This window comes from Streptosporangium sp. NPDC002721, from assembly GCF_042888905.1.
Taxonomy (GTDB): Bacteria; Actinomycetota; Actinomycetes; order Streptosporangiales; family Streptosporangiaceae; genus Streptosporangium.
The window spans coordinates 106,487-128,666 of the sequence record NZ_JBIAQI010000008.1; the positions used below are offsets into that span (position 1 = coordinate 106,487).

The 22,180-nt window shown below is 72.6% G+C and carries 20 protein-coding genes; 4 read left to right on the forward strand and 16 right to left on the reverse strand.

Annotation, left to right across the window (positions count from 1 at the left end):
- Nucleotides 1–79 precede the first annotated feature (79 nt).
- The gene (locus ACFYWM_RS12780) at nt 80–1,252 is read right to left on the reverse strand and encodes an acyl-CoA dehydrogenase family protein (protein ID WP_389913017.1); all 1,173 of its coding nucleotides are present in this window, start codon (nt 1,250–1,252) and stop codon (nt 80–82) included.
- 479 nt (nt 1,253–1,731) lie between these two features.
- Nucleotides 1,732–2,850 carry a M24 family metallopeptidase gene (locus ACFYWM_RS12785; RefSeq protein WP_389913020.1) on the reverse strand — a complete coding sequence of 373 codons (1,119 nt, stop codon included), beginning with the start codon at nt 2,848–2,850 and terminating at the stop codon, nt 1,732–1,734.
- Nucleotides 2,851–3,021: 171 nt separating this feature from the next.
- Here ACFYWM_RS12785 and ACFYWM_RS12790 point away from each other — a divergent pair, with 171 nt between their 5' ends.
- The 3 genes from ACFYWM_RS12790 (at nt 3,022) to ACFYWM_RS12800 (ending at nt 6,755) form a co-directional block, all read left to right on the forward strand.
- Nucleotides 3,022–4,293 carry a PP2C family protein-serine/threonine phosphatase gene (locus ACFYWM_RS12790; protein WP_389913023.1) on the forward strand — a complete coding sequence of 424 codons (1,272 nt, stop codon included), beginning with the start codon at nt 3,022–3,024 and terminating at the stop codon, nt 4,291–4,293.
- Nucleotides 4,294–4,310: 17 nt separating this feature from the next.
- A complete protein-coding gene (locus ACFYWM_RS12795) occupies nt 4,311–5,213 on the forward strand; it encodes a 5'-3' exonuclease H3TH domain-containing protein (RefSeq protein WP_389913026.1) in 903 nt (300 codons plus the stop codon).
- Nucleotides 5,214–5,327: 114 nt separating this feature from the next.
- Nucleotides 5,328–6,755: an RNB domain-containing ribonuclease gene (locus tag ACFYWM_RS12800; protein ID WP_389913029.1), complete on the forward strand. Its 1,428-nt coding sequence runs from the start codon at nt 5,328–5,330 to the stop codon at nt 6,753–6,755.
- A 69-nt stretch (nt 6,756–6,824) separates the two neighbouring features.
- Here ACFYWM_RS12800 and ACFYWM_RS12805 read toward each other — a convergent pair whose 3' ends face one another.
- The 7 genes from ACFYWM_RS12805 to ACFYWM_RS12835 all read right to left on the reverse strand — a co-directional run bounded on the left by ACFYWM_RS12805 (nt 6,825) and on the right by ACFYWM_RS12835 (nt 14,113).
- Entirely contained in the window at nt 6,825–9,554 is a 2,730-nt protein-coding gene (locus tag ACFYWM_RS12805) for a DEAD/DEAH box helicase (protein WP_389913032.1), read from the reverse strand.
- A gap of 126 nt (nt 9,555–9,680) precedes the next feature.
- Complete coding sequence (locus ACFYWM_RS12810) at nt 9,681–10,556, reverse strand: diacylglycerol/lipid kinase family protein (protein ID WP_389913035.1); 876 nt, start codon at nt 10,554–10,556, stop codon at nt 9,681–9,683.
- 17 nt (nt 10,557–10,573) lie between these two features.
- Nucleotides 10,574–11,530 (reverse strand): twin-arginine translocase subunit TatC, encoded by a 957-nt coding sequence (gene tatC, locus ACFYWM_RS12815; protein ID WP_389913038.1) that lies wholly within the window; start codon nt 11,528–11,530, stop codon nt 10,574–10,576.
- A 58-nt stretch (nt 11,531–11,588) separates the two neighbouring features.
- Entirely contained in the window at nt 11,589–11,924 is a 336-nt protein-coding gene (gene tatA / locus ACFYWM_RS12820; protein ID WP_389913040.1) for a Sec-independent protein translocase subunit TatA, read from the reverse strand.
- 65 nt (nt 11,925–11,989) lie between these two features.
- Complete coding sequence (locus tag ACFYWM_RS12825; protein WP_389913043.1) at nt 11,990–12,178, reverse strand: hypothetical protein; 189 nt, start codon at nt 12,176–12,178, stop codon at nt 11,990–11,992.
- 25 nt (nt 12,179–12,203) lie between these two features.
- Nucleotides 12,204–13,160, reverse strand: a complete 957-nt coding sequence (locus ACFYWM_RS12830) for a helix-turn-helix transcriptional regulator (protein ID WP_389913046.1) — start codon at nt 13,158–13,160, stop codon at nt 12,204–12,206.
- Entirely contained in the window at nt 13,157–14,113 is a 957-nt protein-coding gene (locus ACFYWM_RS12835) for a helix-turn-helix transcriptional regulator (protein ID WP_389913049.1), read from the reverse strand. The genes ACFYWM_RS12830 and ACFYWM_RS12835 overlap by 4 nt, the downstream gene beginning before the upstream one ends.
- A 39-nt stretch (nt 14,114–14,152) precedes the next feature.
- On the opposite strand from ACFYWM_RS12835, the gene ACFYWM_RS12840 reads away from it, so the two are divergent.
- Nucleotides 14,153–15,250, forward strand: coding sequence for a DUF3866 family protein (locus ACFYWM_RS12840; protein WP_389913052.1), 1,098 nt, complete (start codon nt 14,153–14,155; stop codon nt 15,248–15,250).
- On the opposite strand, the gene ACFYWM_RS12845 is transcribed toward ACFYWM_RS12840, so the two are convergent.
- The 7 genes from ACFYWM_RS12845 to prcB all read right to left on the reverse strand — a co-directional run bounded on the left by ACFYWM_RS12845 (nt 15,196) and on the right by prcB (nt 21,707).
- Nucleotides 15,196–15,672 (reverse strand): DUF3291 domain-containing protein, encoded by a 477-nt coding sequence (locus tag ACFYWM_RS12845; protein ID WP_389913612.1) that lies wholly within the window; start codon nt 15,670–15,672, stop codon nt 15,196–15,198. The genes ACFYWM_RS12840 and ACFYWM_RS12845 overlap by 55 nt on opposite strands.
- Before the next feature lie 32 nt (nt 15,673–15,704).
- Complete coding sequence (locus ACFYWM_RS12850) at nt 15,705–16,346, reverse strand: helix-turn-helix transcriptional regulator (protein ID WP_389913055.1); 642 nt, start codon at nt 16,344–16,346, stop codon at nt 15,705–15,707.
- Nucleotides 16,347–16,692: 346 nt separating this feature from the next.
- Nucleotides 16,693–17,604, reverse strand: a complete 912-nt coding sequence (locus ACFYWM_RS12855; protein WP_389913058.1) for an FKBP-type peptidyl-prolyl cis-trans isomerase — start codon at nt 17,602–17,604, stop codon at nt 16,693–16,695.
- A 137-nt stretch (nt 17,605–17,741) separates the two neighbouring features.
- Entirely contained in the window at nt 17,742–19,100 is a 1,359-nt protein-coding gene (gene pafA, locus ACFYWM_RS12860) for a Pup--protein ligase (RefSeq protein WP_030904553.1), read from the reverse strand.
- Nucleotides 19,101–19,272: 172 nt separating this feature from the next.
- Entirely contained in the window at nt 19,273–19,944 is a 672-nt protein-coding gene (locus ACFYWM_RS12865) for a hypothetical protein (RefSeq protein WP_389913063.1), read from the reverse strand.
- Between the two features lie 115 nt (nt 19,945–20,059).
- A complete protein-coding gene (gene prcA, locus ACFYWM_RS12870) occupies nt 20,060–20,863 on the reverse strand; it encodes a proteasome subunit alpha (RefSeq protein ID WP_389913067.1) in 804 nt (267 codons plus the stop codon).
- A 25-nt stretch (nt 20,864–20,888) separates the two neighbouring features.
- On the reverse strand, nt 20,889–21,707 hold the full coding sequence (prcB, locus tag ACFYWM_RS12875; RefSeq protein ID WP_389913614.1) for a proteasome subunit beta: 819 nt from the start codon (nt 21,705–21,707) through the stop codon (nt 20,889–20,891).
- Nucleotides 21,708–22,180 lie beyond the last annotated feature (473 nt).

Sequence of the window (22,180 nt, forward strand, 5' to 3'; positions counted from 1 at the left end):
GGTCCGGGCCGGGAGGCGCCCCCTCCCGGACCGGACCGCTTCCGCCGGAACCACCCCGCGGATCACCGGCGCGCGGACGTCACCGCCCGGCGTTCTCCGCGTCCCTGGCGAGGGCGCGGCCGATGACCAGGCGCTGGACCTGGTTGGTGCCCTCGACGATCTGCAGCACCTTGGCCTCCCGCATGAGGCGCTCGACCGGGAAGTCCTCCACGTACCCGTAGCCGCCGAGGACCTGGACCGCGTCGGTGGTGACCTTCATGCACATGTCGGTGGCGAAGAGCTTCGCCATCGCGGCCCGCGTGCCGTAGGGCCGGCCCGCGTCGCGCAGCCGGGCGGCATCCAGGTAGAGGGCACGGGCGGCGGCGATCTGGGTGGCCATGTCGGCGAGCATGAAGCCGACCCCCTGGAAGTCGATGATCCGCGAGCCGAACTGGCGGCGCTCGGCGGCGTACGCGGTGGCGGTCTCGAAGGCCGCCTGGGCCACGCCCACGGCGCAGGCGGCGATGCCGAGCCTGCCGCCGTCCAGGGCGGCCATCGCGATCCGGAAGCCCTCCCCCTCGGAGCCCAGCAGGGCCTCGGGCGCCAGCCGCACCCCGTCGAAGCGGACCTGGGCGGTCGGCGAGGACCTCATCCCCATCTTCCGCTCGGGCGCGCCGAACGACAGCCCCTCCGTCCCGGCGGGCACGTGGAAGCAGGAGATGCCGCGCGCGCCGTCGGCCGAGGTGCGGGCCATCAGCGTGTAGAAGTCGGCTGCGCCGCCGTGGGTGATCCAGGCCTTGACCCCGTCGACCGTGTAACCGGCGGAGCCGCCGTCCCCGGGGACCGCCCTGGTCGCCAGCGCTGCGGCGTCGGACCCCGACTGCGGCTCCGACAGGCAGTACGCGCCCAGCCACTCGCCGCCCAGCATCTCGGGCAGCAGCGCGGCCCGCTGCTCGGCGGTGCCGTAGGCGGCCACCGGGAAGCACGACAGCGTGTGGACCGACAGGCCGAGGCCGACCGCCAGCCAGCCGGCCGCGAGCTCCTCGATCACCTGCAGGTAGACCTCGTACGGCTGCGCCGCCCCGCCGTGCTCCTCGGGGTAGGGAAGGCCGAGCAGCCCCGCGCGGCCGAGCGTGGTGAACACCTCCCGGGGGAAGCGCCCGGCGGACTCGTCGGCCGCGGCCCGGGGCGCGACCTCCTTGCCGATCAGGTCGCGGACCAGGTCCAGGAGGTCATGGGCGTCGCCGGTCGGCAGAACGCGCTCAACGGTCATCTGAGTCCTTCCAGCGTGGAGACCCGCCCCAGGGTTCGCGGGGAGGGAGTCGCGCCCGCGTGCTCCGGGGTCCCGGCGCGGAGTCCCGGCTCCGGGGTCCCGGCGCGGACGGCGAGAGGGCGGCCGGGATCACCGGCCACCCCGATTCTGACACCCGCCGCGCGACCCCGGCCACACGGCCGCCCCCGTGCGCGTGCGATCACAGGCCGTCCCCACGCGCGCACAGCCACACGACCGTCCCCCGCACGCACAGTCACACAGCCGGGCCCACGCGCGCAGCCACGCGATCGTCCCCGCATGCGCACAACCACACGGCCGTCCCCACGCGCAGTCACCCGATCGTCCCCGCATGCGCACGGCCACACGACCGTTCCCTCACACGCACGGCCACACGGCCGGGCCCACGCGACCGCGGTCACGCGACCCTGCGCCGGGCCGTCTCCACGCGACCGGGCCGAAGGCCACCGGCCCGGGAGCCGCTAGACGATCACCAGCTCGCGAGGGCGGTGGTTGACCCGCTCGCCGCCCTCGTCGGTGCAGACGAGGATGTCCTCGATGCGGGCGCCGTGGGCCCCCGGCAGGTAGATCCCCGGCTCGACGGAGAAGGCGAAGCCGGGCGCCAGCGGCTCGGTGTTGCCCGCGACGATGTAGGGCTCCTCGTGGGTCTCCAGGCCGATGCCGTGGCCGGTGCGGTGGATGAAGTACTCGCCGTAGCCCTCGGCCGCGATCACCTCCCGCGCGGCGGCGTCGACCGCCTCGCACGTCACCCCGGGGGCCACGGCGTCGCAGGCCGCCTGCTGGGCGCGCCTGAGCACCTCGTAGTACTTCAGGAACCCGGCCGGGGGCTCGCCCACGGCGTAGACGCGCGTGGAGTCGGAGCAGTAGCCGCCGGGCATCTGGCCCCCGATGTCGATCACGATCGGCTCGCGCTCCTGGATGACGCGGTCCGACAGCTCGTGGTGCGGGCTGGCGCCGTTGGGCCCGGAGCCGACGATGACGAAGTCGACGGTGGAGTGGCCGGCCGCGATGATCGCCTCGGCGATGTCCCTGCCGACCTCGCGCTCGGTCCTGCCGGCCCGCAGGAAGCCGGGCACCTGGGCGTGGACGGCGTCGATCGCGGCGCCCGCCTCGCGCAGCGCCGCCACCTCGGCCGGGCTCTTGCGCATCCGCAGCCCGCGCAGGACGGTCCCGGCGAGCACCTGCTCGGCGCCGGGGATCGCGTCGCGCAGGCGCAGCGACTGCATCGCCCACATCCGGTCGGCGAGGCCGACCTTGCGGACCGCGCCCAGGCGCCCGCCGACGACCGCGTACGGGTCGTCGGTCTCGTCCCAGGGGACGAACTCCACGCCCAGCCGCGACGCCGGGGAGTGCTCGGCCGCGGGCAGCTCCAGGCGGGGCACCATCAGGAACGCCTCGCCCCTGACCGGGACCACCAGGCAGGTGAGCCGCTCCAGCGGCAGGGCCTCGTAGCCGGTCACGTAGCGAAGGTCGGGGCCGGGCGTGAGCAGCAGCGCGTCGAGCCCGGCGGCGGCGGCCGCCTCGCGGGCGGCGGCCAGGCGGGTCACGGGGTAAAGGTCGTCAGAGGGCTCCGTCTTCACGCCGACCAATCTAATCCCGGCCGGAACGGCGGCGCATCCGGGCCGGGCCCGGAAACCGAAAGTCAGGGAAAGGAAGGCACGAAGGCGACTCCGCCACTACAATCTGTTGAAGTACGATCACATTTTGTTGGCAAAATATCCGTAAAGCCATACATTTCGAGAGCGAGCTACATGGTCGGCGTAGTGGGCGGCCACCAGCCACCCCTCCACCCACGAAACGACCAGGTGACCGGCCCGGCCCCGTCGACCGCCGCCGAGACGGCGCGGCGATCGTGCGGTGAGCCGGACGAGCACATGGCCGTGGAGCGACACCTCCTCACCGCACGCCTGGCGCACGCGGAGCGCATGGGCGAGATGGGCTGGGCCGAGTGGGATCTCCAGACCGGAGAGTCCACCTGGTCCGACCAGGCGTACACCATATTCGGCCGTGCCCCCGGTGACGGCCCGATCCAGCTGCGCGACCTGCCCGGTCACGTCGAGGCGGCCGACCGGCCCGACCTCGACCGGCTGCTGTGGTCCGTCGTGCACCGGTCCGAGGGCGGGGAGGCCGAGTTCCGCATCCGCCGCGACGGGGAGGTGCGGCACCTGCGCGCCGCGCTCGACCCCGTCGTGACCGGCGGACGGCCCGCCGTGCACGGCGTCGTGCAGGACATCACCTGCCGCCGTCGCGCCGAGCGGATCATGTCGGAGTCGCGCAGCAAGCTGCTGCGGGTCCGTGAGCAGGTCGCGGAGGAGCACGACATGAGCGTGGCGCTGCGCGAGGCGATCATGCCGGGCCTGGGCGACACCATCGACCTGCCGCACGCGCGCATCGCGGTCCGCTACGTGGCGGCGGGGGTCAAGCCCGGCCTCGGCGGCGACTGGTACGACGCCGTCCCCCTGCCCGACGGCAGGGTGCTGCTGGCCATCGGCGACGTGTCAGGCCACGGGATGCCCGCGATCTCCCAGATGGCCCAGCTGCGTCACGCCCTGATCGGCCTCGCGATGACCGGCCACTCCCCCGACAGGCTGCTGGCCTGGCTCAACGACCTCGTGCTGCACCGGATGCCCGAGACGACGGCGACCGCGGTCGTCGGCCACCTCGATCCGGCCACGAGGAGGTTCACCTGGGGGCAGGCCGGGCACCCGGCGCCGATCCTGGTCCGCGAGGGGACGGCCACCCAGCTCGACCAGCCCGCCGGGGTGCTGCTGGGCGCCACCCCCGACGAGCCGTACGAGCTGGCCGGGGTCGAGCTGCGGGAGGGCGACCTGCTGCTGCTGTTCACCGACGGGCTGGTGGAGCGGCGCACCCGCGACATCGACGAGGGCCTGGCGCTGACCATGGAGGCCGCGGCCCTGCTCAGGGGCGATCTGGACGACGGTCTCGACCGGCTCATCGAGGTGATCGGCGGCCCCAACCCCGAGGACGACACCTGTGTCCTGGCGATCGGGGTGCTCGGCTGATTGGTTAAATGTTCGCCATGCCCGGTCTGATGCTTCTCGACACCCCCTCGCTGTACTACCGCGCCTTCTACGGCATCCCCGAGTCGATGACCGCGCCCGACGGGATGCCCGTCAACGCGGTCCGCGGCGTCATCGACATGATCGCCATGCTGGTCCGGCGCCACTCCCCCGCCGAGCTCGTCGCCTGCATGGACGCCGACTGGCGCCCGGCCTTCCGGGTGGCGGCCATCCCGACGTACAAGACCCACCGGGTCGCCGAGGGCGGCGCCGAGGAGACCCCCGACACGCTCGCCCCGCAGGTGCCGGTGATCGAGCGGGTGCTCGACGCGGTGGGCATCGCCCGCGTTGGCGTCCCCGGCTACGAGGCCGACGACGTGATGGGCACGTTCACCGCGCGGGCGGGCGGCCAGGTCGACGTCGTCACCGGCGACCGCGACCTGTTCCAGCTGGTCGACGACTCCCGGCCGGTCCGGATCCTCTACACCGCCAGGGGGGTGAAGAACCTCCAGCTGGTCGACGAGGCCGCCGTCGCCGAGAAGTACGGCGTCCCCGGCCGCTCCTACGCCGACTTCGCCACCCTGCGCGGCGACCCCAGCGACGGCCTGCCGGGCGTGCCGGGGGTGGGGGACAAGACCGCGGCGGCGCTGATCACCCGGTTCGGGTCGCTGGAGGCGCTGCTGCGCGCCGTCGACGGGGGTGAGGGGGGCGGCGACCTCACCGCCGGGCAGCGCGCCAAGCTGTCGGCGGCCCGCGACTACCTGCGGGTGGCGCCGGAGGTGGTCCGGGTCGCCCACGACGTCCCCCTTCCGGAGGTCGACATCGCGCTTCCCGCCGAGCCCCGGGACCCGGAGGCCCTGGCGGCGCTGAGCGAGCGCTACGGCCTCTCCGGGCCGCTGGAGCGCCTGACCTCCACGTTCTGACTCCCGCTTCCCTCTCACCGCGTCCGGGCTCTGACCTGGCCCCCGGCCGTGCCGGTCACCGTCGTCCCGGCCGGCCGGTGGGGCGGCCCGCCGGGAGCCGGTAGGTTGCTCCCTGTGCCTCACAAGAGCATCCGGGTGCCCGGAGAGTCCCATCCGCGGCTCGACGACGGTTTCGAACGCATCCGCCGTGAGATGAAACTGCCCGAGGAGTTCCCCCGGGCGGTGGTCGACGAGGCCGAGTGGGTCGCCGAGGTGCCCGCCCTGCCCCGGCTCGACCGGACCGACCTGCCTCTGATCACCATCGACCCCCCGGGGGCGATGGACCTCGACCAGGCCGTGCACCTGGAGGAGCAGCCCGGCGGCTACCGCGTCTGGTACGCCATCGCCGACGTCGGGGCGTTCGTCAGGCCCGGCGGCGCGATCGACGCCGAGGCCCGCGTCCGCGGCGAGACGGTCTACATGCCCGACGGGCGCGTGCCGCTGCACCCGCCCGTCCTGTCCGAGGGCGCCGCCAGCCTGCTGCCCGGCGTGACGCGGCCCGCCGCGCTGTGGTGCGTCGACCTCGACGCCGAGGGCCGGATCGTGGGCGCGGACGTGACCAGGGCGCTGGTACGCAGCCGCGAGCGGCTCGACTACGACTACGCGCAGGCAGCCATCGACACCGGCACCGCCGACGGCACGCTGCGGCTGCTGGCCGAGATCGGCCGGCTCAGGCTCGCCCAGGAGCGGGCCAGGGGCGGCGTGACGCTGCCCACCCCCGACCAGGAGGTCGTCCCCGACGGCGACGGCTACCGGGTGGAGCTGCGCGCCCCGCTGGACGCCGAGGCCTGGAACGCGCAGATCTCGCTGCTGACGGGCATGGCCGCCGCCGCCATGATGCTGGACGCCGAGATCGGCCTGCTGCGGGTGCTGCCGCCCGCTCCCGCTGAGAGGATCGCCCAGGTCCGCCGGGTGGCCGCCGCGCTCGGCGTGCCCTGGCCCGAGGGCGCGGGATACGGCGACGTCGTGCACTCCCTCGACCCACAGATCCCCGAGCAGGCCGCGTTCCTGCAGGAGTCGACCGTGCTGCTGCGCGGCGCCGGATACGTCGCCTTCAACGGCGAGCCGCCCGCGCAGGCGGAGCACGCCGCCGTGGGCGCGCCGTACGCGCACGTGACCGCCCCGCTGCGCCGCCTCGTCGACCGCTACGCCACGGAGATCTGCCTGGCGATCGCGGCGGGCGAGCCGGTGCCCCAGGAGATCCAGCGGGCCATGGGCGAGCTGCCGGAGATCATGCACGCCACCGGCCGCCGCGCGGGCGGCGTCGAGCGGGCCTGCGTGGACCTGGTGGAGGCCTTCGTCCTGCGCGAGCGGGTGGGCCAGACGTTCGAGGCCGTGGTGATCGACGTGGCCGAGGACCGGCCGTGGGGCCAGGTGCAGGTCACCGACCCGGCGGTGGTGGCCCGCTGCGACGGCGAGGGGCTCCCGCTGGGTGAGACCGTACGCGTCCGGCTGACGCGCGCCGACCCGACCACCCGCGAGGTCCGCTTCAGCCTGGCCTGAGGCCCTCCCGCAGCCCGGGGTTCGGGCCGGAGGCGGCCTGAGCCCCGGCCGGGCGTCAGGTGTCAGGTGTCAGGTCAGGGACGAGTAGGCCACCACCCCGCGCCGCAGGGCGTCCATCGCCTTGCCCGCGGTCTGCTTGACCTTGCTCCCCGCCGGGGCCGCGTCGGAGATCTGGCCCAGGAGGTCGAGCAGCTGCTTGGTCCAGCGGACGAAGTCTCCGGCGGCCAGCTCCGCGCCCGCGGCGCCGTCGCGGAGCACGGCGTCCAGGGTGTGGCCCTTGGCCCAGCGGAAGGCCGCCCAGGCGAAGCCGAAGTCGGGCTCCCTGATGAACGACAGGCCGTGGTCGCCCTCGATCGACTCCAGATCGCCCCAGAGGCGGACCATGTCGGCCAGCGTCTTCTGGGCCGCCCCCGCGGGGATCCTGGGCTGGCGGGCGTCGTCGGCCTGCCTCGACTCGAAGACCAGTGACGACACGCACGCGGCCAGCTCGGCCGGGTCCAGGTCGTTCCAGAGCCCCCCGCGCAGGCACTCGGCGGTCAGCAGGTCCAGCTCGGTGTAGAGCTGGGCCAGGCGGCGGCCCTCGGCGGTGACGCTCTCGCCGTCGAGGTAGCCGAGCTGGTCGAGCACCCCGCAGACCTTGTCGAAGGTGCGGGCGATCACGTGGGAGCGGCCCTCGACCCGGCGGCGCAGCCCCTCGGTCTCGCGCAGCAGCTTGTGGTAGCGCTCGGCCCAGCGGGCGTGGTCCTCGCGCTCGTCGCACCCGTGGCAGGGGTGCTGGCGGATCTCCCGGCGCAGGCGGTTGATCTCGTCGTCCTCCGCGGCGTGGTCGCGCGCCCTGACGGGCTTGCCGAAGTCGCGGTCGCCGATCTTGGCGTGCACGGAGGAGACCAGGTTGGCCCGCTCCTTGGGCGAGCGGGCGTTGAAGTTCTTCGGGATGCGCAGGTGCTCGACCGGCTCCACCGGGACGGGGAAGTCGGCCGGCGACAGCTTCTTGACCTGCTTGCCGATGGTCAGCACCAGCGGGGAGGGGCCCTCGCCCCGGGAGTTGAGGCCCGGGTCGAGGACGACGGCCAGACCGGCGCGGCGCCCGCCGGGAACCCGGATGATGTCGCCGGGCCTGAGCGCCTCCAGCGAGCGCAGCGCCTGCGTCCTGCGGGCCGCGCCGCGCTGGCGCGACAGCTCGGCCTCCCGGTCGGACAGGGCCCTGCGCATCGCGGCGTACTCCTCGAAGTCGCCCAGGTGGCAGGTCATCGCCTGGCGGTAGCCCTCCAGGGCCTCCTCGGCGCGGCGCACCTGCTTGGCGATGCCCACCACGGCCCGGTCGGCCTGGAACTGCGCGAACGAGGACTCCAGGAGCGTCCTGGCCCGCTCCCTGCCCACCTGGCCCACCAGGTTGACCGCCATGTTGTACGAGGGGCGGAAGCTGGAGCGCAGCGGGTAGGTGCGGGTGCTGGCCAGCCCGGCGACCTGGAGCGGGTCGGTGCCCGGCTGCCAGTGGACGACCGCGTGGCCCTCCACGTCGATGCCGCGGCGCCCGGCCCGGCCGGTGAGCTGGGTGTACTCGCCGGGCGTGAGGTCGGCGTGGGTCTCGCCGTTCCACTTGTCGAGCTTCTCGATCACCACGGAGCGGGCGGGCATGTTGATGCCCAGCGCGAGGGTCTCGGTGGCGAACACGGCCTTGACCAGGCCCCGGGTGAACAGCTCCTCGACGACCTCCTTGAAGGCCGGGAGCATGCCCGCGTGGTGGGCGGCCAGGCCGCGCTCCAGGGCGTCGCGCCACTCCAGGTAGCCGAGCACGCCCAGGTCCTCGTCGGGCAGGTGCGCGGTGCGCTCGTCGACGATCTGCCGGATCTCGTGGCGCTCGGCGTCGGTGGTGAGCCGGATGCCGTCGTGCAGGCACTGCATCACGGCGGCGTCGCAGCCGGCCCTGGAGAAGATGAAGGTGATCGCGGGCAGCAGGGCGTCGGCGTCCAGGCGCTCGATGGCCGCGGCCCGGTCCGGCGGGCCGTTCCTGCGGGGCCGCGAGTAGCCCCGGCGCCCCCTGCCGTACGTCTGGCGCTCCTCGTCCCTGGCGATGCGCAGGAGGTTGGGGTTGATCTGCGGGCGCCGGTCGTCGTCGCCGGTGACGAACAGGTCGTAGATGCGGCTGCCGACGAGCATGTGCTGCCACAGCGGGACCGGGCGGTGCTCGTCGACGATGACGCTGGTGTCGCCGCGGACCTCGCCCATCCACTCGCCGAACTCCTCGGCGTTGCTGACCGTGGCCGACAGGGCGACCAGGCGCACCGACTCGGGCAGGTGGATGATCACCTCTTCCCAGACCGCGCCGCGGAACCGGTCGGCGAGGTAGTGGACCTCGTCCATCACCACGAAGCCGAGCCCGGCCAGGGTGGAGGACCCGGCGTAGAGCATGTTGCGCAGCACCTCGGTCGTCATGACGACGACCGGGGCCTCCCCGTTGACGCTGTTGTCACCGGTGAGCAGGCCCACCTTGTCGGTGCCGTACCGCTTGACCAGGTCGTTGTACTTCTGGTTGGACAGCGCCTTGATCGGGGTGGTGTAGAAGCACTTGCGGCCCTCCTCCAGGGCCACGTGCACCGCGAACTCGCCCACGACGGTCTTGCCCGAACCGGTGGGGGCCGCCACGAGGACCCCGTCGCCCGCCTCCAGCGCCCGGCAGGCGTCGAGCTGGAAGTCGTCCAGCTCGAAGTCGTACAGACCGCGGAACGAGGTCAGCGCCGGCCCGCTCTCGGCCTGGCTCTGACGGAAGGCAGCGTATCGTTCCGCTGGGGTCGTCATGCCTCCAGCCTACCGATATCGGGATTCCGGTCCGTCCCCCCTTTGTCCCGGGAAACACCGGCCTTTGTCCCGGGAACCACCGGCCGCGCGGGCGCTCCGGGAGGTGCCGTACCCCCCCGGGTGACCCTAGACGAGGACCTCCAGCGCGCCGGGAACGATCTCGCACGTCAGCGGGGTGGGGCCGATCCGCTCGCCGTCGGCGTAGGCGATCACTCCGGGCGCCTCCAGGGTCACCCGGCGGGCGCGGCGCATGGTGACGGCGGGGTGGGCGCCGTGGGAGCCCCGGTAGACGCGGGGGAAGGTACGCAGGAACTCCCCCTTGGGGATGGCGCCGAGGATCGTCACGTCCAGCAGGCCGTCGTCGGGGGCGGCGCCGGGGCACACCCGCATGCCCGCGCCGTAGGAGGAGGTGTTGCCGACCGCGACCAGCATGGCCTCGCGCTCGACGATCTCGCCGTCCAGGTCGATCCTGAACGGGATGGGCCGGAAGGAGCGCAGCTCCTCGGCGAGGGCGACCAGGTACCTGGCCATGCCGGGCGGCCAGGTCATCGTGTTGGCCCGCTCGTTGACCCGGGAGTCGAAGCCGCAGGCCAGCACCCCGGCGAACCACTCGTCGCGGCCCACCTTCGCGGCGTCGACCGTGCGCACCCGCCCGCGCAGCACGGTGTCGGCGGCGGCCAGCGGGGCCTTCAGGGGGATGCCGAGCGCGGCGGCGATGTCGTTGCCGGTGCCCACCGGGATGACGCCCAGCGGCACGCCGCTGCCCGCGACCGCCTGGACGGCCAGGTGGACCAGGCCGTCGCCGCCGAAGGCGACCAGCGCCTCGGGCTCCTCCGCGACGGCCGTGCAGGCGCGTTCCAGGGCGTCGGAGGCGGAGTCTCCGAGGATCACCGAGACCTCGCGCCCGCCCTGCCTCAGGCGGTCGAGCACCGGGGAGAGCAGTCCCCGCGAACGGCCGCCGCGGGCGGCGGGGTTGACGAGGACTGCGATCTCTGCGGGCACAGACCGGAACTTATCCCCTATTTGCCGGGATCGGTGTCGGTCGTTCTCGAATCGATAGGAGCGGGATCGCCGACGGGGGTCACGTCACCGACGGGGGCCACGTCGCCCAGGGGCGAGGCGTCGTCGTCGAGCGAGGAGGCCTCGTCGTCGGACAGGTGGGAGAAGTCGTCGTTCTTCGACTGCCTTCTCTCCCTGAGGTACATGAACCCCTCGGCGAGGGCGAACAGCACCACCATCGGCAGGGCGAGCGCGATCATCGTGAACGGGTCGCCGCCGGGGGTGGCGACCGCGCCGAAGACGAACATGATGAAGATGACCATGCGGCGGTGCTTGGCGACCAGCGCGTGCGGCAGCACCCCGATGATGTTCAGGAACACCATGAGCAGCGGCAGCTCGAAGGAGATGCCGAACACGATGAGCATGATCAGCGCGTAGCCGAGATACTCGTCGATCGTGATGCCGGTGAGCGTTCCCGGAGGGGCGAAGCCCAGCAGGATCGACAGGCCCGTGTCCATCACGAAGTAGGCCAGCGCCGCGCCCGCGAGGAACAGCGGGACGGCCAGCATGATGAACAGGATCGAGTAACGCTTCTCGTTGCGGTACAGACCCGGGGTGACGAAACCCCAGATCTGCCACAACCAGATCGGCGAGGAGGCCACGAGGCCGAACATCGCCGCGACCTTCAGGTTGACGAAGAAGGAGTCGAAGACGCCGAGGATCAGCATGGTGCACTGGCCCGGCCGCAACTCCTGCGCCTGGGGAAGCCCGCAGTAGGGGGCCGACACGAAAGACCAGATCGGGTCGAAGAAGATGAAACCGACGATGATGCCGGCGACCAGACCGAGCAGGGCGATGACCAGCCGGTTACGCAGCTCGCGCAGGTGCTCCATGAGCGGCATGCGGCTGTCGCCCGCATCGGCGGGCGGGGGTGCCGCCCCGTTCCGGCCCGATTTGGGCCACTTCAGCAGCGCCATTCACGAATCCTGGGGTGACGAGTCGGACGATCAGGGTAGATCTTCAGGCTACCGCCGATCACTGCGACTTGGGCGCTCCGGCCTGGGCTCGCAGCCGGGCGGCCTGCTCCTCGAGCTGGCGGGCCTGCTCCTCGGTGCTCGGCGCGGGGGCCGGGGCCGGGGTCGCCGCCGGGATCGGCTGCGGAGCCGGGGCGGCGGGCTGGGGCTGTGCCTGGACGACCGTGGCGGTCGCGGTCTGCGGCTCGTCCTCGTCGCGGAGCTTGGCGGTCTCCGACTTGAAGATGCGCAGCGACCGGCCGAGCCCGCGGGCGGCTTCCGGCAGCTTCTTGGCGCCGAAGAGCAGCACCAGGATCAGGCCGATGATGATGAGCTCAGTGGGTCCGAGGTTGGGCATTACACATCCTTACGCCGGGCGACGTGCAGTCTCTGCCCCGATCGTACGCTCCCCGGAGGGCAGACTCATCCCTTCGGCCCCCGTACAGTCGCCGTACGCTCGCCGAACAGGACCCGAACGGGCTCCAGCCGGCCCTGCGTGCGGTCGACCTCACGGCTCAGCTCGGCGGCCGCGCGCATCACGCGAAGGGCCAGGAAAACCAGGACGGCCAGCCCGGCGAGGGCCAGCGAGGCCGCGGCGATGATCCAGTTCATGTCGGAAGGCTCCGGCTCCGTCGCGTCAGGAAATCGACTCGTAACGATTCAGCGCGGCGGTGGCCGCGGCCCGGACGCTCTCGTCCAGCGAGGCGGGCGAGATCACCCTGCCGGTGTCGCCGAGGCGCAGCGCCAGGCGTACCAGCCAGCCCTGGTCCCTGGCCCGCAGGGCCACCCGCAGGCGGCCCTCGCCGAGCTCCTCGACCCGCTCGCACGGGTAGTACTCGGCGACCCAGCGGCCCGCGGCGGTCAGCTCCAGCTCCACCAGCTCGTCGGTCGGCGAGGGCCGGAACACCCCGGGCGTCACCTCGTCGGCCACGGCGTCCTCGGGCGGGTCGGCGGGCACGTCGAGCACGTCGACCGAGAGCATCCGGTCCACCCGGAACAGCCGGACCGCCTCGGCCCGGTAGCACCAGCCCGACAGGTAGGGTCGGCCGTCCACGACGACCAGGCGCATCGGGTCGACCTCGCGCGGGGTGATCTCGTCGCGTCCGGGCACGTAGTAGCGCAGCGACAGCCGCCTGCCGCCCCGCAGCGCCTCGTTGACGACGGGCAGCGCGTCGGGCGCGGCGTCGACCTCCACCGAGACCTGGCTGCTGACCGCCGCCGCGCCCTCGCCGGAGGCCTGCTCGAACTTGGCGATGACCCGGGCCAGCGCGTCGCGCTCCCCGAACTCCGGCATCTCGGCGAGCAGGCGCAGCGCGACCAGCAGGGCGCTGGCCTCGTCGACGCCCAGCCGCAGCGGGCGGGCGATGGTCTCGGCGTTGTCGATGACGATCTCCCCGCCGTCCCACGACACGTCGATCAGGTCGCCGGGGGTGTGGCCGGGCAGCCCGCACATCCACACCAGCTGCAGGTCGTCGATGAGCTGCTTCTCGCTCAGCCCGAAGATCTTCGCGACCTCGGGCACCTGGGCCCCGGGGTGCGACATCAGGTAGGGGACCAGTGCCAGCAGCCTGGGCAGGCGATCGGCCGTGCTCACGCGAGTGCTCCCTTCAGGCGGCAGATGACCGCGTCGCGGGCGTCCGGCGGGCCGACCACCTCGGCGTCGTCGGCGAAGCCCACGATCCACCCGGCCAGCCGATTGGGATCGGTGAAGTCGACGTCCAGCTCGTCCCAGCCGTCGCCGCAGGGCCGCACCGCCTTGGCCACCTGGCGCAGTCCCTGGCAGGTGTCGCGCCTGACCCGGACGAGGGCGGTGCGCTCGCGGACGGCGGCGTCGCTGAAGCCGACCATGGACTTGATGTCGACGCCGTCTGGCACCACCACGGCGCCGGGGCGGCCTACGGTGGTGACCGTGCCGCTGATCCGACTGAGCCGGAAGACCCTCGGCGCGTCCCGGTCGCGGTCGTGGCCGACCATGTACCAGCGGCCCCGGCGGCTCACGACGCCCCACGGCTCCACCGTGCGGGTCAGCACGCTCTGGCTGGCCGCCGCCCGGTAGGCGAAGCGGACCGCGCGCCGGTCGCGTACGGCCTCCCACAGCGCGGGGAAGGAGGGGTCCTGGGTGTCGACGCGCAGCTCCAGCGCCCCGCCGAGCACCCCGTGGGCCTCGTCGGTCTGCACGCCCCCGGCGCGCAGCTTCAGCAGGGCCCCGCTGGCCGCCTCGGCCAGGCTGGCCCGCTGCCACACCTGGGCCGCCAGGCCCACCACGGCGGCCTCGTCGGGCTCCAGGGTGATCTCCGGCAGCTCGTACGCCGAGCGGACGATCCGGTAGCCCGGGTCCTCCTCCCACGGGTCCTTGTGGACCTCGATCGGGATGCCGATCTCGCGCAGCTCGTTCTTGTCCCGCTCGAACATCCGCTGGAAGGCCTCGTCGTTGTCGGCGTCGTAGCCCGGCACCGCCTGGCGGATGTGCTCGGCGCTCAGCGGCCGCCGCGTGGCCAGCAGGCAGATCACGAGATTGAGCAGCCGCTCGGTCTTCCGGCGCGACATCGGGCCTCCTCCCTGTTCGAGTGACGCTACCCTTCCCCCGTGATCAGATGGCGCAGGGGCGAGGTCGTGCGGGTCCGGCGCGAGTGGCCGGGGGCGGTGGAACTCGACGTGACCACCGAGGAGGGTGAGGCGCGCGCGCTCGCCTACCCCGCCCTGGTGGGACGTCCGGAGCCCGGTGACGTGGTGCTGCTCAACACGACCGCGCTCGCGATGGGTCTCGGTACGGGAGGCTACGCCATGGTGGTGGCTGTTCCCGACCGTTTACCGCAAGATCCCCAAGGCCCCGGACACCTGGTGAAGGCACGCTACACCCCGTTGCAGGCTACCGTCCTCGGCGCGGACGAGCAGGACTCGCCCTTCCACGAGGTCCTGCGCGACGCCGACTCCGTGGACGGCATGCCGGTGATCGTCGCTGACCTGCACTCGGCCCTGCCCGCGATCCTCTGCGGCCTGTACGGCGCGAACCCGCCGGAGCCCGGGAAAACCGGGGGCGGGAAGTCTTTGAGGGTCGCCTACGTGATGCTCGACGGGGGCGCGCTGCCCGCCTGGTTCTCCATGTCGTGCGCGCGGCTGCGGGAGACCGGCTGGCTGTGCGGGGTCGTCACGGCGGGCCAGGCCTTCGGCGGCGACGTGGAGGTGGTGACCCCGCACACCGGCCTGCTGGCGGCCAGGCACGTCCTGGAGGCCGACGTCGCGATCGTCACCCAGGGGCCGGGCAACCTGGGCAGCGGCACCCGCTGGGGTTTCTCCGGCGTGTCGGCCGGCGAGGCGGTCAACGCCGCCGCCGTCCTGGGGGGCCGTCCGGTCGCGGCGCTGCGGGTCAGCGAGGGCGACCTGCGCGAGCGCCACATCGGGGTCTCGCACCACTCGCTGACCGCCTACGGCCGGGTGGCGCTCGCCCCGGCCCAGGTCGCCGTGCCCGTGCTGCCCGGCGACTTCGGCAGGCGGGTGGCCGAGCAGTCGCGCCCGCTCGCCGCGCGCCACGAGCTGGTCGAGGTGCCGGTGGACGGGTTGCACGAGGCGCTGCGGGGCTCCCCGGTGCGGCTGTCGACGATGGGCCGCGGCCTGGACGAGGACCTGGCCTACTTCCTGGCCTCGGCCGCCGCCGGACGCCACGCGGCCTCGCTGCTCTCGTAGAAGTCCCTGAAGGTGAAGGCCTCCGGCGTGGGGCCTTCGGCCCTCAGCCGCTCCAGGCGCTCCATCCCCTCGGCGAGCGTCGGCTCGTACCCCTCGGGGATCCACCACATCACCAGGTACGGCTCCGCGATGCGCAGGAACCACTCCCTGCGCCGCTGCAGGAACGCCAGGTGTCCGCTGCGGTAGACGTAGTCCCACAGCGCCTCGCGCGACCTCCACACGGAGAAGGTGATCAGCAGGTGGTCGCCGTACCCGTGCTCGATCATGTCCTCGGGGCCGTCACCCCCCTTGAGGCGCCACACGAAGCCGGGGTCGGCCTCGGCCAGCCGGTTCATGGAGTCGAGGCCCGCCACGAAGGAGGCCAGTTCCGGGGAGTCCTTGGGCGCGCGCGCGTGGGCGACGTTCAGCTGGGCCAGATGCATGGACACAGCAGATCATCCGCGATCCTTCTATGTCAATCGTCATTGTTTTTAGAAAAGGCGACGCAGCACTCCCCGGGACGGGGGTCCAGGCCGGCCGCCGAGGCGTCCCGGCCGAGCGCGTCGAGCAGCCCGCGGCACAGCTCCAGATTCACCGAGCAGACCAGCGGCGGGTGCTCCTCGGCCAGCACGTGGAACGGGCAGTTGCGCAGCCGCACCCGGCCGTCCTCCTCGTACGGCTCGTACCCGCGCCGCCGCAGCACCCCGGTGAGGTCCTCACCCTCCTGCGCGAGCCCGGCCCCCGCGCGCCGGGCGGCCTGCTCGGCCCGCTCGTCCCCGCCGAGCAGCTCGACCGCCTCGGCCAGCACCAGGGCGAGGGTGCGGTAGTCCCTGGCCGGCACGCTGACCTGCCACTCCCCCGGCGCCCTGCGGTAGACCTTCGCCGGCCTGCCGCTGCCGGGCCCGGTCCGCTCCGTCAGCCGCCGGAACCCCGACTCGAGCAGGCCCGCCTCGACGAGCCTGTCGAGGTGGAAGGCGGCCAGGGTCCGCTGCACCCCCACCGCCTCGGCCGCCTCGTTGCGCCCCACGTCCTGGCCCCGGGAGGCCACGTAGTCGTAGACGGCCCGGCGCACCGGGTCGTGAAGTACCGCCACCGTGTCGAGATCGTCACCGCTCACAGCCCGGATTGTAGGCCGGGCCCGCGGGGGTCACGCTCGCCCGTAGCTGCTCGTACGGCGTCCGGGGGCCACGCTCGCCCACACCCACGCGCACCGCGCCCGGGAGCCACGCTCGCCCACACCCACGCGCACCGCGCCCGGGAGCCACGCTCGCCCACACCCGCTCACACGGCGTCCAAGGGCCACCTGACCGGTGCGCGTGCCGGGAGCCCTGCCGGGGAAAGCGCGGAGCCCCGCCCGGAAAGCACGGAGCCCGGCCGTGCGCACGGCCGGGCTCAGGGGGGGCGGGGCGGGGCGCCCCGGCGGCCAGATGGGCCCGCCGGGGCGGAAGAGCAGGTAAGCGGGGTCAGTAGGCGCCCAGCACGTCGACCAGGAACACCAGGGTGTCGGTGCCCTTGATCTTGTCGCCGGAGCCCGCCTTGCCGTAGCCGAGGTCCGGCGGGATGCTCAGCAGCACCCGGCTGCCGATCGGGACGCCGACCAGGCCCTGGTCCCAGCCCTTGATGACCTTGCCGGTGCCGATCTGGAACATGATCGGCTGGGCGCCGCGGGACCAGCTGCTGTCGAACTCGACGTCCGATCCCCAGATCTTCCCGGCGTACTGCACCAGGATCGACTGGCCGGACTTGACCTCGGGGCCGGTGCCCTTGATCACGGTCTCTTTGACGAGCTTCTCGGGGGCCTTCTTCTTGGTCTTGGTGGTGAGCTTCGGCGCGGCGTCGCCGCCCGGGTTCTCCACCTTGACGCCCTTGACACCGGGGTCGACGGCGGTGCCCTTGGCGGCCTTCTCCTGGGGGACGCCGACCACGTCGACCACGAAGACCTGCGCCTGGCCCGGAGGGGCCTGCGCCTGCTGCTCGGCGGGCAGCGCGTCCTTGGCGACGACCGACATGAACCGGCCCCCGCCCTTGGTCTCGGCGAAGCCCTTGCGGAGGATCTCCGGGACCTGCTCGTTGAGCGAGATGACCTGCGGCCCGCCCTCGTCGTAGGTCGAACCGGCGATCTTGTTCTCCTTGCCGTCCCAGGTGAAGACGGTGAAGTTGGCGACCACGTTGGTGCCGAGCTTGGCCGCCTCGCCCGTGGTGCCGGGGGTGAGCACCTTGAAGGAGGAGGTCTCGACCACCTTGGACGGGAAGGCGACGGTCGGCTTGGCGCCGGCCTGCCCGGTCACCTGCAGCTCGGTGACCCCGCTGCTGCTGGCGGGGCTGGAGGCACCGGTGGCCACGCCCCCGCCGGAGCCGCATGCTGCGACGAACATCAGAGGCACTGCGGCCAGTACGGCCATGCTGCGGCGGCGCATAGGTATCCCTCAAGCAGACGTCAGGTTCGCGCCACACTACCCGTCCCGGCGTACGGAGGGGGTAAGGCCGGGACGGGCTTACCGAAGCATGACCGTCACATTCCGGCGATGAGCTTGTCCACCCTCTCGTCGACGCTGCGGAAGGGGTCCTTGCACAGCACGGTGCGCTGCGCCTGGTCGTTGAGCTTCAGGTGCACCCAGTCGACGGTGAAGTCGCGGCGCTTCTCCTGAGCCTTGCGGATGAACTCACCGCGCAGCCGGGCCCGGGTGGTCTGCGGCGGCACCGACTTGGCCTCGAAGATCTTCAGGTCGGAGGCCACCCGCTCCACCGCGCCGCGCTTCTGCAGCAGGTAGAACAGGCCACGGCGGCGGTGCACGTCGTGGTAGGCGAGGTCGAGCTGGGCGACCCTGGGGCTCGACAGCGGCAGGTCGTACTTCTTGCGGTAGCGCTCGATCAGCTGGTATTTGGTCACCCAGTCGATCTCGCGGGCGACCTTGTCGAGGTTGCCCGTCTCGACCGCGTTGAGGGTGCGCTCCCACAGCTCCAGCACCCGGTGGCTGATCTCGTCGCCGCCGCGGCGGTCGACGAAGTCGCGGGCCTTGGAGAGGTATTCCTCCTGGATCTCCAGCGAGGACGCCTCGCGGCCGTTGGCCAGCCGGACCCGCCGCCTTCCGGTCATGTCATGGGAGACCTCGCGGATGGCCCGTATCGGGTTCTCCAGCGACAGGTCGCGCATCACGGTGCCCGCCTCGATCATGCGGAGCACCAGGTCGGTCGCGCCGACCTTGAGCAGCATGGTCGTCTCGCTCATGTTGGAGTCGCCGACGATGACGTGCAGGCGGCGGAACCGCTCGGCGTCGGCGTGCGGCTCGTCGCGGGTGTTGATGATCGGGCGCGACCGGGTGGTGGCGCTGGAGACACCCTCCCAGATGTGCTCGGCCCGCTGGGAGACGCAGTAGACCGCTCCACGCGGGGTCTGCAGCACCTTGCCCGCCCCGCAGATGATCTGCCGGGTGACCAGGAACGGGATCAGCACGTCGGCCAGGCGGCCGAACTCGCCGTGCCGGCCGACCAGGTAGTTCTCGTGGCAGCCGTAGGAGTTGCCCGCGGAGTCGGTGTTGTTCTTGAACAGGTAGATGTCCCCGGCGATGCCCTCCTCGCGGAGGCGCTTCTCGGCGTCGACCAGGAGGCCCTCCAGGATGCGCTCGCCCGCCTTGTCGTGGGTGACGAGCTCCACGACGTTGTCGCACTCGGGGGTGGCGTACTCGGGGTGGCTGCCCACGTCGAGATACAGGCGCGCCCCGTTGCGGAGGAAGACGTTGCTCGATCGGCCCCAGGAGACGACACGGCGGAATAGATAACGCGCTACCTCGTCGGGTGACAGCCGCCGCTGCCCCCTGAACGTGCAGGTGACGCCGTACTCGTTCTCAAGCCCGAAGATGCGACGATCCATTGCCTCACACTATTCGCCGAACCCCTCTCGCGGGAGGGATCATGGGGTTTTCGGTCCTACGGCTTATGCCCCGGGCCGTGAGCGGCTAAGCGCGGACGCGGCCCCGCACCACCCGCGCCCGGTCGGCCGCCGGGCACGGGTGGTGCGGGGGCACCGGGATCGGCGGCCGCGATCAGCCTCCGCCCTGCCAGAAGATCTCGACAACCTTGGTGATCCTGCCGTTCTCGGTGGTGATCAGGGCCGGCCGGTGCAGGCCCTCCACCCCGGTCAGGGAGGCGGCCTCCCTGACGTTGGCGATCAGCGTCTCGCGGGTGCAGCTCTCGGTGCCGAGGTTGGTGGCTTTGTCGTACGTCTGCGTCGTGCCGTCGCAGCCGCTGTCGGCGAGGAACTCGACGTCCTCGGCGAGGGGCGCCAGGTAGCGGACCACGTCGCCCTCCTCGGGGCCGTCGAAGTGGCCGTCCTCGCCGCCGTTCTGGACGAAACGGATGGGCCGGTACTCGGCCACCTCGTTGTCGTCCACGTCGGTGAGCCAGCCGCGCAGGACGCCCTCGAAGGGCGGCGGCCGCCCCTTGCTCCAGTCGTGTTCGGGGGCGGCCTGGAACTCGGTGCCGAAGAGCTCGGGGGTGGCGGCCGGGGTGGGCTTCGCGGCCGTGTCCGGCTCGCCAGCCGGGGAGGCGGTCGCGGCGGGGGAAGGGGCGGAGGCGGTCACGGCTGGGGAGGCGCAGCCGGACACCAGGGCCGCGGCCGCGAGCAGGGCGAGCGCCGCGCCGGCCCTTCTCGGGGAGGCGGGAACGGTCAAAGGGGGGACGAGCCTGGTCCAGGCGCGCGGGGTGGCGTTCTTCACACAGTCTGGGACCGCCGCGAGGCGGTGCCGGTTGCCCGGAGACGGTGTGATCCACGACACACCGGAGCGCCGCCCCCGCGGCGGGGACGGCGCTCCGGGTCGTCGGCGGGCGCGGTCAGCCGCTGGACCCCGTGTCGATGTCGCCGTCGGGCGCGGTCGGCGGGACGCCGGGCGTCTCGGGCGCGGAGAGGGGGTTCTCGCCCCCGGCCGCCCCCGTGGCCGGCTCGGCCGCAGGGGCCCCGTCGGCCAGCAGCCGCTCCAGCCTGGGGCCGTTGAGCCGCAGGAACTTGCGGTGCGGCCGGTTGCGGTCGAGCACCGCCACCTCCAGCTGGCCCGCCGGGAAGCGCTCGCCCCCCGGCTCGGTCAGCGCGAACAGCGCCGCCTCCAGCGCCTCGCCCAGCGACAGGCCGTCGCGGTAGCGCTCCTTGAGACGGCCCGCCACCGCCTCGGCCTGGCCGCCCATGGCCACCAGGCCCGCCTCGTCGAAGACCGAGCCGTCGAAGGTGAGCCGGTAGATGTGGTCCTCGTCGGAGGAGTCGCCGACCTCGGCGACCACGATCTCCACCTCGAACGGCTTCAGCGACTCGGTGAAGATCTGGCCGAGGTTCTGGGCGTAGAGGTTGGCCAGGCCACGGGCGGTGACGTCGTCGCGGGCGTAGGTGTAGCCGTTGATGTCGGCGTATCGGATGCCGCCGAGGCGCAGGGCCTCGAACTCGTTGTAGCGGCCGACCGCGGCGAACCCGATCTTGTCGTAGATCTCGCTGATCTTGTGCAGGGCGCGGGACGGGTTGGGCGCGACGAACAGGATGCCGTCCGCGTACTGCAGGACGACGACACTACGGCCCCGCGCGATCCCCTTGCGCGCGTAGTCCGCCTTGTCCCGCATCTGCTGCTCGGGCGAGACATATCCAAAAGGCATGGACACCTGGGGTGATCCTCTCGTGTTAGCGCAGCGGGGCGACGGGGCCGTCGGGGCGGTCCGCCCGGGAATCGACCACGACCTGGACGAGCTCTCCGACCTCCTCGTCGGGGAGCCGGCGGTATCCGTCGGCGGTGATCACCGCGACGACGGGCCAGATCTTGCGGATCACGTCCGGGCCGCCGGTCGCCGAGTCGTCGTCGGCCGCGTCGTAGAGGGCCTGGATCAGCGTCAGCACGGTCTCCTCGGGGGAGGCGCCCTCGCGGTAGAGCTTCTTCAGGGCGCCCCGCGCGAAGATCGAGCCGGACCCGATCGCGTGGTGCCTGCGCTGCTCGTAGGGGCCGCCGCCCACGTCGTAGCTGAAGATCCGGCCGCCGTCGACGTCGGGGTCGTAGGCGGCGAAGAGCGGGACGACCACGAGCCCCTGCATCGCCATCGGCAGGTTGCCGCGGATCATCGTGGCGAGCCGGTTGGCCTTGCCCGCCACCGAGAGCGTGCGCCCCTCGCGCTTCTCGTAGTGTTCGAGCTCGACCCGGTAGAGGCGGGCCATCTCGATGCCGGTGCTCGCCGCCCCGGCGATGCCCATGCCGGAGTGGTCGTCGGTGCGGAACACCTTCTCCATGTCACGCTGGGAGATGATGTTGCCGGAGGTCGCCCGGCGGTCTCCCGCGATCACCACGCCACCGGCGCACATCGCCGCGACGATCGTGGTGGCGTGCGGGATCTGGTCGCCCACCGGAGTTGCCAGGGTCTCGTTACGGCCAGGCAGCAAGTCCGGCGAATGGGACCTGACAAACTCGGTGAACGAGGAGCTCCCGGTGTCGGTAAAGATATGATTCACCATGCCGGCGGGCAGGTCCCTGTGAGATCCCACGCGACTCCCTCCAAAGGTGCAGTCCTTTAAGGCCCGACCTTACTCATCTTGCCGTGCTGCTTGCACTTCCCTGGATCAGCTCAGCGCGAACCCCCCTCGGCGGGCTTTTGAATCTTCGCGGGTGATCGGTACCGGTCGCCGGATCCCTCACGGAACCCCCCGGGCGCGGCGAAAGCGACGAAGACGACGGATGCGGTGAAACCGGCAACGGGCCCGGATCCGCCGGACCGCGAGGCGGGCAGAGGCTCGCGGAGGGTACGAGGACACGTTCACGGAGAAGGCAGGAGCCCGCGAGGGGCAGGATGACGCGTTCACGGAGAGAGCGGGGGTCGTCCTCCAGCGCGCCGGCCTCCGTCGCCGGAGGTGGCGGGACCGGCGGGAAACGGCCGGCCCGCCGGACCGGGAACGGCCGCGGCCGACTCGGCCCGCGCCTTCCCGTCCCG